This is a genomic window from Sorangium sp. So ce448, from assembly GCF_051520915.1.
GTDB classification, from domain to species: Bacteria; Myxococcota_A; Polyangia; order Polyangiales; family Polyangiaceae; genus Sorangium; species Sorangium cellulosum_B.
This window is the reverse complement of sequence record NZ_CP150343.1, coordinates 1,485,298-1,500,820: the sequence shown is the minus strand read 5'-3', so window position 1 is coordinate 1,500,820 and position 15,523 is coordinate 1,485,298. Positions and strand designations below refer to the sequence as shown.

Here is a 15,523-nt window from a genome sequence, read left to right as displayed (position 1 = left end):
GGAGACGCACATGAAAAAAAGCACCGCGGCGACCTTGGTCCTCCTGCTGTCCCCGTGGCCGACCGGCTGCGGAACTGTGCCCGACGTGAACGATCCTGGCGTGACACCTTGTGAAGGCACCTCGTGCGAGGACGAATCGCCCCCGGAATCGGTGTGCATCGAGCACGTCGCCGCTGACGTCCTCGACGACGGCTGCGGCGTGTTCCTCGCCGGAAACTACGGTGGCGGCGACGACAGGAACCCTGGCACGAAGGCGAAGCCGGTGTACACCGTCGCGCGCGCCGTCGAGCTCGCGCGCGCTGGACGAGGGCGAGTGTTCGTCTGCAACGAGGGATTCGTGGTCGATCAGATCAGGGTGCCCTCCGGCGTGGATCTCCGCGGGGGTTTCCACTGCCGGAAATGGGTGCGCGACCCCCTGCTCCCGTGGAGCCAGTTTACTCACAAGGGGATCCGCGGTCCCTTGGTGATCGTCGAGCCCGCCGCCCCAGACGACAGGGGGGCCGCGGACGGGGTGTCGACGCTCGCCGATCTCTACCTCCCGAGCTGGGGACCGATCGGCGTGCTCGTCCAGTCGAGCACGGCAGTGGAGATCCTGCGGAGCGAGATCTCCGCCAGCGGAGGATGGGGAGGCGTTGATGGCGAAACGTGGCCGACCAAGCAACCGGCCGGACCGGATGGCAACTTCGGTAAGGACGCGTGCTCGGCGACCGTCGTCGCCGGCGGCGCTGCGGTCGTGAACCGATGCGAGAACGGGCTCACGAGCGTTGGCGGCAAGGGAGGGGACGGGCGGCCCGACAGCGCGGAGGATGGAGGCGATGGTGAACCCGCCGACCCTGCGTCGCCCGTAAGAGGTGGTACCGGGGAGCAGGACAACCGCAGTTGCGAGCTCGGATTCACCGGCGGCCCGGGGGCTCCGGGGACCCAGGGCGTGCCCGGCAAGGGCATCGGGCACCTCACGGAGACAGGATGGGAGGGCGAGGCGGGGGGCCAGGGGACCTGGGGCACGCCGGGCCAGGGCGGCGGTGGCGGCGGCGGTGCTCGGGGCGGGCTCGCCCTGTGCGGCGTGGCCTCCAAGGGAGGCCCAGGAGGAGGCTCGGGCGGGGCCGGCGGTTGCGGAGGCCGAGGAGGCCGCGGCGGAGCGAACGGAGTGCCGTCCATCGGCGTCCTCGCGCTTCACGCCCGGGTGACCGTGCGCGACACCAAGATCACGGCGGACTATGCCGGCAACGGCGGCGACGGCGGGCCCCCCGAGGAAGGCGGCAGAGGCGGCAGAGGCGTACGGGGCGGAGCGCTGGGGAATGGATTCTACTCCTGTCTCGGCGGCCCTGGCGGCGAAGGGGGGCCCGGCGGCTACGGCGGCCCGGGGCGCGGCGGCGACTCGATCGGCGTCGCCTACCTCGACGAGGACCAGCTCACGCTCGAGAACGTCACCATCGAGACCGGACAGCCAGGCATAGGCGGCATCAGCTGGAATTACGATGGCACGACGACGATGGGCCCGAGCGGTGAGGCCCACCCGACGCTTCGCTTCCCCGAATAGCCAAACGCACGTCCTGGGAGAACGGCACGGACCTCCACGACGGCTGCGAAGAAGCTTCGGGCTCCGAGTCCACGGGCCAACTCGCCACGAAGCTGGAGTCCCTGACACGGGCGACGAGCGGCGCGCCAGCTCCGGCGCGCTCCGTGGTAGTATCTCATCATGGCCGAGCTCATGCCGACGCCGGACGCCGCGCTGTCGCATCACCTCGGAGCGCGTCCAGCGCTCGGGGTACGCGCGCAGGAGCTCTTCGAGGAGCTCTCCCCCTACCGCGGCGACGGGCTGCGCAACCACTGTCTTCGCGTATTCCACTTCACGATGCTGCTCCTCGAGCGCCGCCGTCAGCAGGCCGATCCCGACCTGCTCCACGCGCTGGCGATGATTCATGATCTCGGGCTGCTGTGCCCGGACGAGCGGGGTGGAGACTACATGCAGCGCAGCCGCTCGCTGTTCCACCGCGCCTTCGCAGCGAAATCGTTCGAGCTCTCCCCGCACGACCTGCGCGTGGCCGACGAGTGCCTCCTCTACAACCATCGCCTCCGCCCGACGCCGGCGTTATGCGCTGAATCGACGGCGTTCCGGCAGTCGGTGTGGATGGACCACTCCCTCGGTGTGCGCCGCTACGACCTCGACGCCGCCTCGGTGCGCGACGGCTTCGCGCGTTATCCGCGGGGCGACTTCAACGCGGTGCTCCTCGACTTCGCCCGGCGCGTCCTGACGCGCGAGCCCTGGACCCTCGTCGATGGCATCTTCATGTGAGGGGTAAACCGCATGTCGACCCTGCGTGGCGCCATGTTCCGGGACCCCGCCGACGCGCGGCGGCTCGCCGTCGTCGCGGCAGCCGAGGTGATCCTCCTCGGGATCGGCGTGTGGAGCGGAGGCGGCGCCCTCGCCGGAGCACTCTTGTGGGCGGCTGGTCTCGCGGGATGGACCTTGATCGAGTACCTGCTCCACCGCTTCCTCTTCCACCTGCCGGCGGAGCACCCCCTCGCCTTCCTCGGCGCCCGAATCCACCTGGTGCACCACGAGGCCCCTGACCAGGCGCCGATCGTCAAACCCCCCGCGGCCACGCTCGGGGCCTTCTCCGCCGGCTTCTTCGCGACCACGGCGGCCGCGGGGCTCTCTCGCGCCGCGCCGCTCTGGGCCGGGCTCGTCGCCGGCTATCTTCTTTATGAGCTCTCCCATCTCGCGGCGCACCTGCTCAGCGACGCGGATCACCCTCTTCCGGCGCAGCGCCGCCATCACCTCCGGCACCACGCCGCGCCGCGCGCGCGCTTCGGGGTGAGCTCCGCGCTCTGGGACAGGGCGTTCGACACCGGGCGCGAGGCAGGCCAGTGAGCGCGTCTGACCAGAATGGCTCGCCCGACCCCGCCCCGCTCGACGACTCGGGTCGGGCCGAGCTGCGGCGGCGCCGGGTCATGTCGATGCCGCGGTGGTACTCTCCCTGGCTCCACCTCGCGAGCACGGTCGGCCTCGGGTGTGGGCTCGCGGCGCTCTCGCTCACGCGGTTGCATGGCCTGCGGGCCTGGGAGCTCGCCGCGATTCCGCTTTTCTTCGTCTTTTGCAATGCCGTCGAGTGGCGGGCGCACCGGGGTCTGCTTCACCGGAGGCGGCGCTTCCTCGAGGCGTTCTACGACCGGCACACGCCGGTGCACCACCGCGTGTTCGTCGAGCGCGACATGGCGATCCGCACACCGCGTGAGCTCGGCTTCGTGCTGATCCCGTCCTACGGCATCGCGGGTGTCTTCGCGCTGACGCTCCCGCTCGCGCTCGCGCTCAGCGCGGCCGGTCAAAGGAACCTCGCGTCGCTCTTCGTGGCGACGTGCATGGCGTACATGGTGCTGTACGAGTGTCTCCATCTCTCGTACCACCTCCCGCCGGACAGCAGGATAGGCCGCAGCCGCGTCGTGGCACGACTCCGGCGCCACCACAGCGCGCACCACCGGCCGTCGTTGATGCGGCAGTGGAACTTCAACGTCACCTTCCCGCTCTGGGATCTGGTTCGCGGGACCTACCACCGCGGCGGCGCCGCGGACGCGACGACCCGGGATGAGCGCTCCAGATCAGCGTTCGAGCGTCTCGAACGGTGATGTCAGCGCCCGGGAACCACCGGGCGGGTCCGGCGGCCGCGCAGCTCGCCGACACCTATTTGTTGCACACTGACCCGTCCAGCTCCTTTACGTTCCCGCCCGCCGAGCGACACGGGCCATCCAGCATCGTCCGATGGCCACGTGAGAGGAGGGAGCGGCATGGATGTTCCAACGTGCATAGAGGTGCGACGTGCCGTGAGGCATCGCGCAGTGCAATGGAGAACCAGCGCGACGACGAGTGTGGGCTTCGGCGCGCTCGCCGCGCTCGCCGCGCTCCTGCCGCTCTTCGCGGCGTGCGGGGATGGCGACGACGGAGCGGGCGCGGCCCGAGGGCCCTGCGGCGGCGTGTTCTGCGCCGCGGATCAGTACTGCAACTACCCGCCAGGCGACTGCGGAGAGGGCGGCGTCGTCCCGGGGAATTACGGCGTCTGCCAGGAGCGGCCCCCGTCGTGCGACACCGCCACGCCGCGCGACGTCTGCGCCTGCGACGGGCGCTCCTATGCCAACGCCTGTGAGGCCGCGCGGGCCGGCGTGAGCGTCGGCAACGGCGAGGAGTGCGCGGACGCAGCGCCGCCGGGGACGTTCGCCTGCGGGAGCTACTTCTGCCGATCGGACGGCGAGTACTGCCAGACCATCGAGGATCAACACGACGAGCTGTTCCGGCTGCCGCCGCAGAGCTCCTGCAAAGCGGTCGCCGTCGCCTGCGCGCCGGAGCCCTCCTGCGCCTGCCTGATCGACGTGGTCAAGCCGGCTGGCAGCAGCGACAAAAGGGAGTGCACCACCGCACCGACCTGCACGCAGGACGCATCAGGCAACTTCGCCCTCCGGTGCGCCGGCGATCTCTACTGAGCTGCCATCGCGAGCGGCGGGATCTGCCTCGCTCACACCTACGTTCGAGATCAGGAGAAAGGGTAGACAGACTCATGCAGAATTCGCGCACGCGAGAGGACGCAGGCACACACGAACACCGAGAGACGAGCTGGTCGAGACGATCGAAGGGCGCCCTCTGCGCCGCCCTTCCGGCGCTCGCGGTCATCCACGCCTGCGGCGCCAATGACGGGTACATCGAGGAGGTCCTGGAGACGCGGCAGACGCTGACCACGGTCTCCTTCCAGCAGGGGTCGCTCCCGAGCTCGTCGTACGCCGGCTCGACGGACGCGACCGTGCGGCAGGCCGCCGCCACCACGAACTACGGCGGAGCCACCACGTGCGAGGCCGACGGCGACGACGGCTCGGGCGTGGACAAATCTTGCCTGCTGAAATGGACGCTCTCCGGCATCCCCGCGGGGAGCATCGTCCAGTCGGCGTCGATCACCCTCCAGGTGACGGACGGCTCCGCGAACACGTACAGCGTCCACGAGATGAAGCGCTCGTGGAACGAGTCGCAGGTCACCTGGAACAACGCGACGTCCTCGACGGCGTGGGCCACCGCGGGCGCGATGGGCTCGACCGATCGCGGAAGCCTCGTGGGCAGCGTCACCGGCAGCGCCGGCGCCAGGACGATCACGCTGAACGCGGCCGGCGTGGCGCTCGTCCAGGCGTGGGTCGACGGGACCTCCAACGACGGCCTCCTCATCGCGAGCGCGTCGAACACCGATGGCATCGACGTCGCGTCCTCGGAGCACGCCACCGTGGCGCAGCGGCCCAAGCTCACGATCACCTATGGCGCGCCCGGCGGCGGCGCGGGCACGCCGACCGATCCCGATCTCCTGATCGCCTTCATCGGCGACCAGGGCGCGAACGGCAACTCGGACGCGGTGCTCAACCTGATCAAGGACGAGGGCGCCGCGGCCACCATCCACAACGGTGACTTCGACTACGCGAACAACCCGACCGCGTGGGACAACCGGATCAACAGCATCCTCGGCGCGAACTATCCTTATTTCGCGATCATCGGCAACCACGACGCCGCGGCCTGGGGCGGCACGAGCGGCTACGCCAGCAAGATCCAGGCGCGCCACGCGGCCGTGCCGTCGATGAACTGCACAGGCGAGCTCGGCGTCAAGTCGACGTGCAACTTCCGCGGGCTGCACATCATCCAGTCCTGCGTCGGCACGAGCGAGCTCCGGTCGACCTGCGCCGCCAACGCGGCCGACCAGGTGGACTTCATCCGCGACGCGCTCGCCGCCGACAGCTCGATCTGGTCCATCTGCAACTGGCACAAGAACCAGAACGACATGCAGGTCGGCACCAAGGGCAACGAGGTCGGCTGGAGCGCGTACCAGGAGTGCATGAACGCCGGCGCGATCGTCTCGACCGGCCATGAGCACTCCTACTCGCGCACGCTGACCCTGACCGACGTCGGCAACGCCGCGACCGGCCACGGCAAGACAGGCGCCTACGACCTCGTGGAGCTCGGCCCGAGCCGCAACTTCGTGTTCGTCTCCGGCCTCGCCGGCGTCGGCATCCGCGACTATGACGCGGCCAGCCACGACGACGACACGTGGTGGGCGTCGTACTACGCCGGCAACAAGTGGAAGAAGAACAACGTGGTCATGTCGGGCACCGCCGCCTATGGCGCCCTGTTCATCCGCTTCCACGTCGGCGGGGATCCGAAGCGCGCGACGGCGTACTTCAAGGACGTGAACGGCCGCCTCGCGGACGAGTTCACGATCCAGGTCCAGTAAACGGGGCGAAGGCGGGAGTGGTCGTCGCCACCGGCCACACCGCGGCTTCGGCCAGCTGCATTCGCGACGCGATCCGCGCCGGCGCACGCATGAGCACGCACCTGGGCAACAAGACCCCGCTGACACCGCTCGCGAGCCCGCTCGCTTGAGTGATGCTCGGCCGACGGCGCGGTGGTCGAGGAAGACGACGCGCACGCCGGGACCGGCGCGAGCGCCATCGTGAGGCACAGCGTGGAGACCGACCAGGCTCGACATCGGATGGCTGACAAGTCTCCTCCGGAGCGGCGCGTCAAGAGGGCGGGCGCAGGTCCACGGTATTGTTCGATGTGGATTCCAATTTCGGGATCGAGACTCACCTCGCGCCGGTTCATTTGAGTTGACACGGGGAATGTGAACGCTCACAATTTCATCTCAAGGGCGTCCTTCCGCTTTGTCCCGGGTAGTCGTCGTGCGCACCGGACTCTTGGTCCTCGGTATGGGGATCGATCTCTGCACCGGCTCCGCTCGGGTGTCGTGAACAAGACATGGCGAGATCGCGGGGGCTCGCCCGCGCTGGCTCGCTCAGGTGGAGCCGATCCAGGTGAGACAATCCTGGCGGAGGGAACAGCATGGCGATGGGTAGGACGAGATCGTGGTTCGGATTGACGATGACGGCGTGCCTCGCCGGCGCGTGCGGCGGCGCGCAGGCCGTCGACACGCCCCCTGCGGCAGCGCCGCCTGCGCCGGCGGCGGCCCCCACGGCGGAAGCCCCTCCAGCGGCCCCGGCCGCCAAGTCCGAGCCACCTGGTGGTGAAGCCGTGAATGCAAAGCCCGCTTCCGTCTCCAAGGCGCCCTTCGGCAACGCCGATGGCAAAGAGGTGATCCTCTACACGCTCACGAACGCGAACGGCCTGGTCGCCAAGGTGATGACCTACGGCGCGACGGTGACCGAGCTCCACGTCCCCGACAAGACAGGGAAGATGGGCGACATCGTCCTCGGCCACGACAACCTCGACGGGTACCTGAAGAGCAGCCCGTACTTCGGGGCGACGGTCGGCCGCGTGGCCAATCGCATCAAGAACGCGCAGTTCCAGCTCGATGGCAAGACCTACAAGCTCTCCGCGAACAACGGCGCCCACACGCTGCACGGCGGCAAGAAAGGCTGGGACAAGGTCGTCTGGGACGCGGAAGCGACCGAGACGCCGGACGGCCCGTCCATCAAGCTCACGTACGTATCGAAGGACGGGGAAGAAGGATACCCCGGCACGGTCAACGCGACCACGACCTACACGCTCACCAACAAGAACGAGCTCCGGGTCGAGATGTCGGCCACGACCGACAAGACCACGATCGTCAACATGGCCCACCACGGCTACTTCAACCTGGGAGGGCACGGCTCGGGCTCCGTCGCCGACCAGGAGCTGACGCTGCACGCCGACAGCTACACCCCGCCGGACGCCACCGGCGTCCCCTCGGGCCAGATCAAGCCGGTGAAGGGGACGCCGCTCGATTTCACCACCGCCAAGCCGATCGGCAAGGACCTGGAAGCGGTGGGCGGCAAGCCGGTCGGATTCGACCACAACATGGTCGTCAGCGGCGACCCGCACAAGCTCCGCGAGGCGGCTCGGGTCAAGGATCCGAAGACCGGTCGGGTGCTGACGATCGAGGCCGATCAGCCGGGGATCCAGTTCTACACCGGCAACTACCTCGACGGGTCGATCAAGGGCAAGGGCGGCGCGGTGTACAACCAGTACAGCGGCTTGTGCCTCGAGCCGCAGAGGTTCCCGAACTCGATCAACGTCCCGGCCTGGAAGAACGAGGTCATCCTCAAGCCCGGCCAGCGCTACGCGCAGACGGCCGTCTTCCGGTTCACCACCGAGTAGCTCGTCGGCGGTCACCCGCGCTGCCTCGCGGCGCCTGCGCGCTCACACGAACGTCACAATTGGCTTTACGTCCGCCGTCGGCGCGCGAGCGCCACGGCCCGACGTCGGTGCCGCACACGCCCATGGCGGGCGGCAGCTTCATCCCAGGAGGATCCATGACCCGCTCGATACCGTGCAGTATCTCGCTCCTTGTCGCGCTTTCAATCGCTGCTTGCGGGTCCGACAACGACGCCGCCGACGGCTCGGGCGGCAGCGGAGGAAAAGGAAGCAGCAGCAGCAGTTCTTCGAGCAGCAGCAGCAGTTCTTCGAGCAGCAGTTCTTCGAGCAGCGCCGGCAGCACCTCGGGCGCGGGCGGCACGGACGACCCGAACCCGAGCGGCGGGGGAGGACAGGGCGGGACGGTCGATCCGGTCGGCACCGAAGGCGACGGCGATTTCGAGATCGGGCCTGACTACCGGGACGCCCCCGAGATCAAGAGGATCGACGGCGTTCCCCAGGGGCGGACGTTCACGTTTACCCTGTCGTCCCGGGAGAGCAAGATCTTCACCGGCCACGATCCGACGTTGAACGACAACGCCAAGGGGGATTTCAACCGCCGCGTGGAGATCGCGATCCCCGCGACGTACGTCGACGGCGCGGAGGCGCCGTTCATGGTCGTGCAGGACGCGCGCGACAGGAACGAGATCATCAACACGATCAACAACTTCGTCGCGGACCCGGACAACCGCTTCCCGAGCGTCATCACCATCTTCGCCGCGAGCGGAGGGGGCGACTCGTACGGCAGCGAGCGGGGGCTCGAATACGATACCATGTCGGACGCTTATCAGAGGTTCGTCGATACGGAGCTCCTCGAGGCGGTCAAGAACGACAAAGCCGTCCACGCCGCGTACCCCAACCTGAAGTTCACGAGCAACCCGGATGGCCGCGCCTCGTACGGGTGCAGCTCGGGCGGGGCAGCGGCGCTGACCATGGGCTGGTTCGGCCACGACACCTACCGCAAGATCGTCACCTACGCCGGCACGTTCGTCGACCAGCAGAACCCCGTCGCGCCCACCGAGGCCGAGTATCCCGACGGCGCCTGGGAGTACACGGAGGGGCTCATCCGGGACAGCCCGCCCAAGCCGCTGCGCGTCTTCCTGCAGGTCGGCGAGAACGACCTCGGCAGCACCCGGGATGAAGCCAGCCACCACAACTGGGTGATGGCGAACCAGCGCGTGGCGGCGGTCCTCAAGGAGAAGGGGTATCATTACCGCTTCGTCTACGCGAAGGGCGCCGGCCACTGCGACGGGAGGGTGATCAAGCAGACGCTCCCCGACACGCTGCGCTGGATGTGGCGGGGCTACCCGGTCGATTGACGACGCGGGCCGGTGGCCTCGGGGGCAGCAGCGCCCCGCACGACGCGCCGACGCACAGCGTCGTGAAGCGGACGGTCCGACGCTCGATCATGGATGTCGAGCCAGGCGAAATCAGCGCATCGGGATGACGAAGGTGGTGACGGAAAAGGCCGGGACCGTGACCACCAGGCGATAGCCTTCAATCGCCATGTCGGCGAGCCGCTCGAGGTCCTCCGTGCGCGAGGTGCGGTGCACCTCCGCGGCGGGACCGACCGCGGGCAGCCGGGTGAGATCGAGCGTGTAGCCGCGGCTCGCGTTGCGATCGCCGTTGCGGACCACGAGCGAGAGAGAGCCCCCGTCGGCGCTGACCGCGGCCACCATGTCCTCGCTGTCGACGTCGACGAAGCGCGCGCCGGGCCGGATGTAGCGGCTGAAGCCGGCATGCATGTAGAAGCGCTTGATGGGAGCGAAGGACTGCTCGCGGTCGTTCAGCGTGAAGCTCGCCCAGCTGCGCGACGGATCGCCCGACTGCCAGTCCACCCAGGCCTCCGGCTTCAGCTCGCGCAGATCGTCGATGATGCGCTCCGCCATGAACAGCGCCGCGTCCGTGTCGTCGCTGATGTTCTGCCCGAGCGGCCCCGACTCCGATTGCCACAGCCGCTTGCCGAGCCTGGTCGCCAGCTGCCGGAGCTCGCTGCGCTGGCTGCCGGCATAGGAGTGGACGTTGAGCTGCTGGAAAGCGGCGAGCGTCCCCGCGCCGAAGGCGCCGATGTTCCGGACGGCGTCATCCATGCTGTTCTCGTCCGACGCGCTGACGACCGTCTCGCCGAGGCCCTTGCTGGTCAGCTGCTTGGCCACCTCCTGGATGATCTTCTCCTGACTCGCCCGGTCGAAGTGGCATCCTTCCTGGGAGCCGTTCGATTTCCACCAGTCGGCGAAAGGCTCGTTCAGCGGCTCGAGCGTGCGAAAGGTGATCCCGTGCTCGTCCCTGTAGCGGCGGACGACCTCCGTGAGGTAGTGGGCGAAGTCGTCGTAATGGTCCGCTTTGAGGTTGTCCTTGCCGTTGCTGCTGCCCGAGGCGCAACCGCTGTTCGTCATCCAGTAGGGGGGAGAGTTGGAGAACGCCTCGAAGATCAGATCCGCTCCGCGCTCCGCGATGCGCAGGAGGATGGCGCGCTGCCTTTCGTCGTTCGCCCACGTGAAGGTCCCGTCGGCGCTCTGGAATCCAGGCATCTCGCGGTGCTCCTTCATGTGCTCGTGGGACGGGTTCTCCCCGCCGCCGATGTTGTAGCGGAAGACGTTGTAGCCGAGGCCATTCACCGGATCGACGACCGCTTCGACCACGGCGTTGCGCTTGGCTTCCTGCCATCCACCCACGTGATCGGCCCACCAGCACAAGCTGGTGCCCCAGCCCTCGAAGGATTGGTGCATCACGCTCGTGTCGACCGTGACGAGCTCCGTGCCCGGAGCGGCGGTCACCGTGGGGCGAGGCTCGCTCGGTGAGCCCCCGCTCGCGCCCGACGAGCCGCCGCTGGTCGAAGCCGCGCTCGCCTCCCCTGCCCCACCGGAGCCCGCCGGCGCCCCGCCCGAGCCCGCCGGCGCCCCGCCCGAGCCCGCCGCTCCTCCTGCTCCGGTCGAGGGCGCGCCGCCGCTTCCACCGTTCGACCCGGCCTCGTCCGAGGGAGCTGCCGAGTCACGGCCGCAGCCCGATACGAGGACCACGGTGATCGCAAGGAGGGACGAGGTTCTCGACGTCCTGGTCATCATGGGGCCGTCCCCGAGCTCCGGTGCCTCCCGGTCGCTCCACGGTGAGAGGTCTCGACAGCTCGCTCCGGTGGTCGATGACCTGTCCGGCCGGACAGGCAGCGTCTTCCCGAGAACGGCAACAGTAGAGCATGGCGGCCCGGAGCGCGGAAGATGGGACCCGAGCCGCTCCCATGTTCCCGCGCTCATGTAGTTCTCCTCCGCTGTTTCACGCGGATAGGCGCGCCAGGGATCCAGGGTGACGGTGGGAAGGGCTCTCCTTGGCGGCTGTTCGCAGACTCACCGAACCGGGGACGGCTGTGCAACCTCGTCCGCGACTCGGCCAGGTCCATCCTTAGGACTGGCCTTGCACCAGGGGCTGGAATGGCTCCATGGATCGTTGTCGCCACCGAGCCCTGGTGCTAGCCATGATCACGAGATCGGCTGCGGGGAATTGAGTCATCTAGCCAAGGAGGAGCTGTGCGTTTAACTTTGTTAAAACTTTTTACTATCTCCCTAGGAGTCGTCGCAGTGGGGTGCGCGGGGCCGGACGATTCATCTGCTGAGACCGGGGCGGGGGGCAGCTCGTCTGCTGGGACGGGCGGCGTGACCGCGGGCAGCACCGGCACCACCGGCACCACCGGCACCACCGGCACCACAGGCACCACGACGGGCCCGGGCGGGTCGACCACGAGCGGGGCCGGGGGCAGCACCACCACGAGCGGGTCGACCACGAGCGGGGCCGGGGGCAGCACCACCACGAGCGGGTCGACCACGAGCGGGGCCGGGGGCAGCACCACCACGAGCGGGTCGACCACGAGCGGGGCCGGGGGCAGCACCACCACGAGCGGGTCGACCACGAGCGGGGCCGGGGGCTTCGACGGGTCCGGGGGCGGGAGCACCACGACAACGAGCAGCTCGACAACGAGCAGCTCGACAACGAGCAGCTCGACAACGAGCACCACGACCGCGAGCAGCACCACGTCCACGACCGGGACCGGCACACCCACCCGGTGCACGGAAGCCGACCTGGAGGTCTGCAGCGACAGGACAGGCACGCATTGCGGGCTCACCTTCGAGTACTGGAAGGACCGAGGAACCGGGTGCCTCGTCAACACGGCGGATGGCTTCAGCGTAGAGTGGAGCAACATCAACAACCTGCTGGGCCGTAAAGGCTTGAGGCCGGGCGGGAAGAACAATATCGTCACCTACGAGGCCGACTACCGGCCGAACGGCAACTCCTACCTGTCTGTCTATGGGTGGACGAGGAACCCGCTCATCGAGTATTACATCGTCGAGAGCTGGGGCAACTGGCGTCCGCCGGGCGGAGAGGGGTTCGTGGGCACCGTCAGCAGCGACGGAGGCACCTACGACATCTACAAGACCCAGCGAGTCAACCAGCCCTCCATCGACGGCAATGCGACCTTCTATCAGTTCTGGAGCGTCCGGCAGCAAAAGCGCACGAGCGGAACCGTCACCGTCGGCAACCACTTCGACGCGTGGGGGAAGCAGGGGCTGACCCTGGGGACCTTCTATGAGGTCTCGCTGGTCGTGGAAGGCTATCAAAGCAGCGGCAGCGCCGATGTGAAGCTCTCGATCGAGTGAGCACCGAGCCCTGAGCATCGTTTCGACCGACAGCCGTTCCTGAACGGAGCAACGACGGGCAGCTGAAGCGTCCCCTCGAATCTTTCGGGGGGAGGATTCACGGGGAGACGGGGAGTAACCTCCCGACGACCTCACCGTCTCCCTGTTCCGTTTCCCGGCGAGATGCCGACCGATGCCGACCCATGAGGGGGTTGTTCAGTCAGGACGACGACACGCGCCACACGCGCCCCGTCGAGGCGCTCGCCGCCCTGCGCGCCCCGAGCGCCGGCCGCGCCGGCCCGCTCGTGCGGCGCTCGAAGGTGGACCGCCCGTCGGGTACGCTGCGGGCCGGACATGAAACAGCACGCGCCGCGCTCCCCTGACGCCCCGGCCCCCGGGGCCCACGCGAACGCGCCCTCTCTGCCGTCGACGCCGCCTTCCAGCGCCACGACGCAGGTCCACAAGACGCGCGTCCCGGAGGCCTTCGGAGAGGCGCCCACGATCATGTACATGCCGGGCGACGAGCCCGCTCGCCCGCCGGGCCACGCCCCGCCCCACGCGGCCGGACAGGCCCGAACTCCGCCGACCGACGAGGCCACCCTGCGCATGCCGCCCAGGGCCGGCGCCCAGACCGGGGACGAGGCCACCCTGCGCATGCCCTCCAGGGCCGGCGCCCAGACCGGGGACGAGGCCACCCTGCACATGCCGCCCAGGGCCAGCACCCCGGGCGGGGAGCACGACGACCGCACGCTCAAGATGCCCGACCGGCAAGCGCGCGGCGGGGCAGCGGACGAGGACAACGCACCGACCGTCAAGGCCGAGCCCAAGGCGTCCTACGTCGACCTGAACGCCGAGGACGAGGGCAAGCCCGGGGACCTCCGATCGTCCGCCCGCGCCTTCCTCAAGCGCCACCACAAGAAGCTCTGGTGGCTGCACACCGCGTACGCGCTCAGCCTCGGCGCCTTCGTCGTGACCTTCGCGCAGAAGGGGTTCCAGCACGCGCGCTTCCTCGCGGTCACGGTCAGCGTCGCCTGGCTGCTCGTGCTCCTCTTCTTCCGGCTCTTCGGCACCGGCGCCCGACAGGACTTCGCGACGGCGTGGCGCGGCGCCCGGCTGCGCTTCCTCGTGATGACCTATGTCCTGAAGAACCTCTATCAGGGCATGCTCTTCTTCCTCCTCCCGTTCTACTGGAAGAGCGCCAGCCTGGACGCGCCGAACCGGTGGTTCGTCCTCCTCCTCGGCGCCTGCGCGGTGCTCTCGACGCTCGATCTCGTCTTCGACCGCGTGCTCATGCGCTGGAAGACCCTCGCGTCGGTGTTCTACGGGGTGACGCTGTTCGCGTGCCTGAACCTCGTCATCCCCGCGCTCCTCCCCGACACCCGCACGCTGTACACGCTGCTCTCCGCCGCCCTCGTGTCCGTGCTCGGCTTCTGCACGCTGCACCTGCCGTTCGGGGCCCTCTGGAGCCGGATGGGCGCCGTGTTCCTCGTCGTCGCGATGGCCGCCGGGGTCGGGCTCGCCTACGGGACGCGCGAGCTCATCCCGCCCGTCCCGATGCACCTGTCCTCCGCGGCCGTGGGCCCCTCGGTGCTGCCGGACGGACGGCTCGCCATGTCCGTGAAATCGCTTCATTTTTCCGTGATTCGCGAGCTCCGCGCGGTGACCGACGTGGTGGTGCCGGGCGGCGACGGCGATCGCCTGCTCCACGTCTGGCGGCGCGAGGGGCGCGAGGTCCTCCGCGCGCCCGAGGAGACGCTGCGCGTGCCCGGGCCCGAGGGCGCGGTGCGGCTCAAGTCGCAGCTCGTGGGCGGGAGCCTGCCGCGCCGCCTGGCGGGGCGCTGGACGGTGGATGTCGAGACCGAGGACGGCCAGCTCGTCGGCCGCACCTCGTTCGAGGTGACGGAATGAGCTGGCCGCTCCGGGGCGCAGGGCAGGCGAGCGCGGCAGAGCGCGCGCGCTGGGTCGACGCGGGCAACATCGCGAACGGGTTCCTCGTGTTCGGCAACGTCGTCACGGGCTTCATCGCGATCGGCAACGTCGCGCGCGGCTTCATCGCGATCGGCAACGTGGCCGTCGGCGTCGTCGCGATCGGCAACGTCGCCGTCGGCGTGGTCGGCGGGTTCGGCGCGACGATCGCCGTGGGCGCCTTCGCCGGCGCGGGCGTGATCGCCCTGCCGGTGCTCGACGGGGTGGCGGGCGTGACCAGCCTGCTCGATCTGACTCCGTTCCTGTCGGTGCTCCCGATCGCCCTCTGGTTCTTCGCCGCGCGCGTGCTCCCGGGGGAGCGCGCGCCCCGGCTGGGCCCCGATCCCGAGCTCGCGCCGCTCTCGTCGGTGCTCCGCGGCGAGCGCTCCGAGGGCTGGGTCCGCGCGCGGGTCGAGCGCGCGGGGGGCGGCGCGCTCCGCCTCACGCAGCGCGGCCGGGCCGTCGAGCTGCCCGCGACCCCGGAGGCGCTGCGCGCGGGCGCGGCGCTGCTCCCGGAGGGGCGCGGCGCGCGGCTCCTCGCCCTCGTGCGGGCGGAGGAGCACGTCCGCGGGGGCGAGGGCGGCTACCGCGCGGCGCAGGAGCGCGAGCGGGTCCTCACCGTCGCCGATCTGCTGGCGCCGCCGGCGTGGGTGCCGCCGTGGATCAACGGCGCCGAGGTGCAGTGGTGGCTCGCGCGCGCGTGGAACGTCGGGGCGGTCGTGGCGGTCCTCCTGAGGGTGGCGCAGCTCGTCGCGGGCGCGCTGGGGTGAGCGGCCGCCGC

General features: G+C 69.5%; 14 protein-coding genes. 13 read left to right on the top strand and 1 reads right to left on the bottom strand.

Features of this window, described 5'->3' with window-relative positions:
• The first annotated feature begins 10 nt into the window (after positions 1–10).
• The 9 genes from WMF45_RS05500 to WMF45_RS05460 all read left to right on the top strand — a co-directional run bounded on the left by WMF45_RS05500 (position 11) and on the right by WMF45_RS05460 (position 9,471).
• Complete coding sequence (locus WMF45_RS05500; protein ID WP_437715906.1) at positions 11–1,540, top strand: hypothetical protein; 1,530 nt, start codon at positions 11–13, stop codon at positions 1,538–1,540.
• Between the two features lie 159 nt (positions 1,541–1,699).
• Entirely contained in the window at positions 1,700–2,296 is a 597-nt protein-coding gene (locus tag WMF45_RS05495) for a hypothetical protein (RefSeq protein WP_437715905.1), read from the top strand.
• Positions 2,297–2,308: 12 nt separating this feature from the next.
• Positions 2,309–2,875 carry a sterol desaturase family protein gene (locus tag WMF45_RS05490; protein WP_437715904.1) on the top strand — a complete coding sequence of 189 codons (567 nt, stop codon included), beginning with the start codon at positions 2,309–2,311 and terminating at the stop codon, positions 2,873–2,875.
• The gene (locus WMF45_RS05485; RefSeq protein WP_437715903.1) at positions 2,872–3,627 is read left to right on the top strand and encodes a sterol desaturase family protein; all 756 of its coding nucleotides are present in this window, start codon (positions 2,872–2,874) and stop codon (positions 3,625–3,627) included. The genes WMF45_RS05490 and WMF45_RS05485 overlap by 4 nt, the downstream gene beginning before the upstream one ends.
• A 210-nt stretch (positions 3,628–3,837) precedes the next feature.
• Positions 3,838–4,476 carry a hypothetical protein gene (locus tag WMF45_RS05480; protein WP_437715902.1) on the top strand — a complete coding sequence of 213 codons (639 nt, stop codon included), beginning with the start codon at positions 3,838–3,840 and terminating at the stop codon, positions 4,474–4,476.
• A gap of 74 nt (positions 4,477–4,550) precedes the next feature.
• Entirely contained in the window at positions 4,551–6,254 is a 1,704-nt protein-coding gene (locus WMF45_RS05475; protein ID WP_437715901.1) for a DNRLRE domain-containing protein, read from the top strand.
• A gap of 17 nt (positions 6,255–6,271) precedes the next feature.
• On the top strand, positions 6,272–6,403 hold the full coding sequence (locus WMF45_RS05470; protein WP_437715900.1) for a hypothetical protein: 132 nt from the start codon (positions 6,272–6,274) through the stop codon (positions 6,401–6,403).
• A gap of 465 nt (positions 6,404–6,868) precedes the next feature.
• The gene (locus WMF45_RS05465; protein ID WP_437715899.1) at positions 6,869–8,116 is read left to right on the top strand and encodes an aldose epimerase family protein; all 1,248 of its coding nucleotides are present in this window, start codon (positions 6,869–6,871) and stop codon (positions 8,114–8,116) included.
• A 155-nt stretch (positions 8,117–8,271) separates the two neighbouring features.
• Positions 8,272–9,471 carry an alpha/beta hydrolase gene (locus WMF45_RS05460; protein ID WP_437715898.1) on the top strand — a complete coding sequence of 400 codons (1,200 nt, stop codon included), beginning with the start codon at positions 8,272–8,274 and terminating at the stop codon, positions 9,469–9,471.
• 111 nt (positions 9,472–9,582) lie between these two features.
• Here the strand turns inward: WMF45_RS05460 and WMF45_RS05455 are convergent, their stop codons facing one another.
• Positions 9,583–11,217 (bottom strand): glycoside hydrolase family 30 protein, encoded by a 1,635-nt coding sequence (locus WMF45_RS05455; RefSeq protein WP_437715897.1) that lies wholly within the window; start codon positions 11,215–11,217, stop codon positions 9,583–9,585.
• Between the two features lie 582 nt (positions 11,218–11,799).
• On the opposite strand from WMF45_RS05455, the gene WMF45_RS05450 reads away from it, so the two are divergent.
• The 4 genes from WMF45_RS05450 to WMF45_RS05435 all read left to right on the top strand — a co-directional run bounded on the left by WMF45_RS05450 (position 11,800) and on the right by WMF45_RS05435 (position 15,512).
• Positions 11,800–12,798, top strand: a complete 999-nt coding sequence (locus WMF45_RS05450; protein ID WP_437715896.1) for a glycoside hydrolase family 11 protein — start codon at positions 11,800–11,802, stop codon at positions 12,796–12,798.
• 182 nt (positions 12,799–12,980) lie between these two features.
• On the top strand, positions 12,981–13,160 hold the full coding sequence (locus WMF45_RS05445) for a hypothetical protein (RefSeq protein WP_437715895.1): 180 nt from the start codon (positions 12,981–12,983) through the stop codon (positions 13,158–13,160).
• The gene (locus tag WMF45_RS05440) at positions 13,132–14,685 is read left to right on the top strand and encodes a DUF5924 family protein (protein WP_437715894.1); all 1,554 of its coding nucleotides are present in this window, start codon (positions 13,132–13,134) and stop codon (positions 14,683–14,685) included. Before WMF45_RS05445 ends, WMF45_RS05440 begins: the two co-directional genes overlap by 29 nt.
• The gene (locus WMF45_RS05435) at positions 14,682–15,512 is read left to right on the top strand and encodes a hypothetical protein (RefSeq protein WP_437715893.1); all 831 of its coding nucleotides are present in this window, start codon (positions 14,682–14,684) and stop codon (positions 15,510–15,512) included. Before WMF45_RS05440 ends, WMF45_RS05435 begins: the two co-directional genes overlap by 4 nt.
• The last annotated feature ends 11 nt before the right edge of the window (positions 15,513–15,523 follow it).

What these genes read in the sequence shown, in the direction of transcription:
- WMF45_RS05445 (WP_437715895.1), top strand. Translation starts at nt 12,981, where the DNA reads ATGAGGGGGTTGTTCAGTCAGGACGACGACACGCGCCACACGCGCCCC.
- WMF45_RS05465 (WP_437715899.1), top strand. Translation starts at nt 6,869, where the DNA reads ATGGGTAGGACGAGATCGTGGTTCGGATTGACGATGACGGCGTGCCTC.
- WMF45_RS05440 (WP_437715894.1), top strand. Translation starts at nt 13,132, where the DNA reads ATGAAACAGCACGCGCCGCGCTCCCCTGACGCCCCGGCCCCCGGGGCC.
- WMF45_RS05435 (WP_437715893.1), top strand. Translation starts at nt 14,682, where the DNA reads ATGAGCTGGCCGCTCCGGGGCGCAGGGCAGGCGAGCGCGGCAGAGCGC.
- WMF45_RS05490 (WP_437715904.1), top strand. Translation starts at nt 2,309, where the DNA reads ATGTCGACCCTGCGTGGCGCCATGTTCCGGGACCCCGCCGACGCGCGG.
- WMF45_RS05460 (WP_437715898.1), top strand. Translation starts at nt 8,272, where the DNA reads ATGACCCGCTCGATACCGTGCAGTATCTCGCTCCTTGTCGCGCTTTCA.
- WMF45_RS05455 (WP_437715897.1), bottom strand. Translation starts at nt 11,217, where the DNA reads ATGATGACCAGGACGTCGAGAACCTCGTCCCTCCTTGCGATCACCGTG.
- WMF45_RS05495 (WP_437715905.1), top strand. Translation starts at nt 1,700, where the DNA reads ATGGCCGAGCTCATGCCGACGCCGGACGCCGCGCTGTCGCATCACCTC.
- WMF45_RS05475 (WP_437715901.1), top strand. Translation starts at nt 4,551, where the DNA reads ATGCAGAATTCGCGCACGCGAGAGGACGCAGGCACACACGAACACCGA.
- WMF45_RS05500 (WP_437715906.1), top strand. Translation starts at nt 11, where the DNA reads ATGAAAAAAAGCACCGCGGCGACCTTGGTCCTCCTGCTGTCCCCGTGG.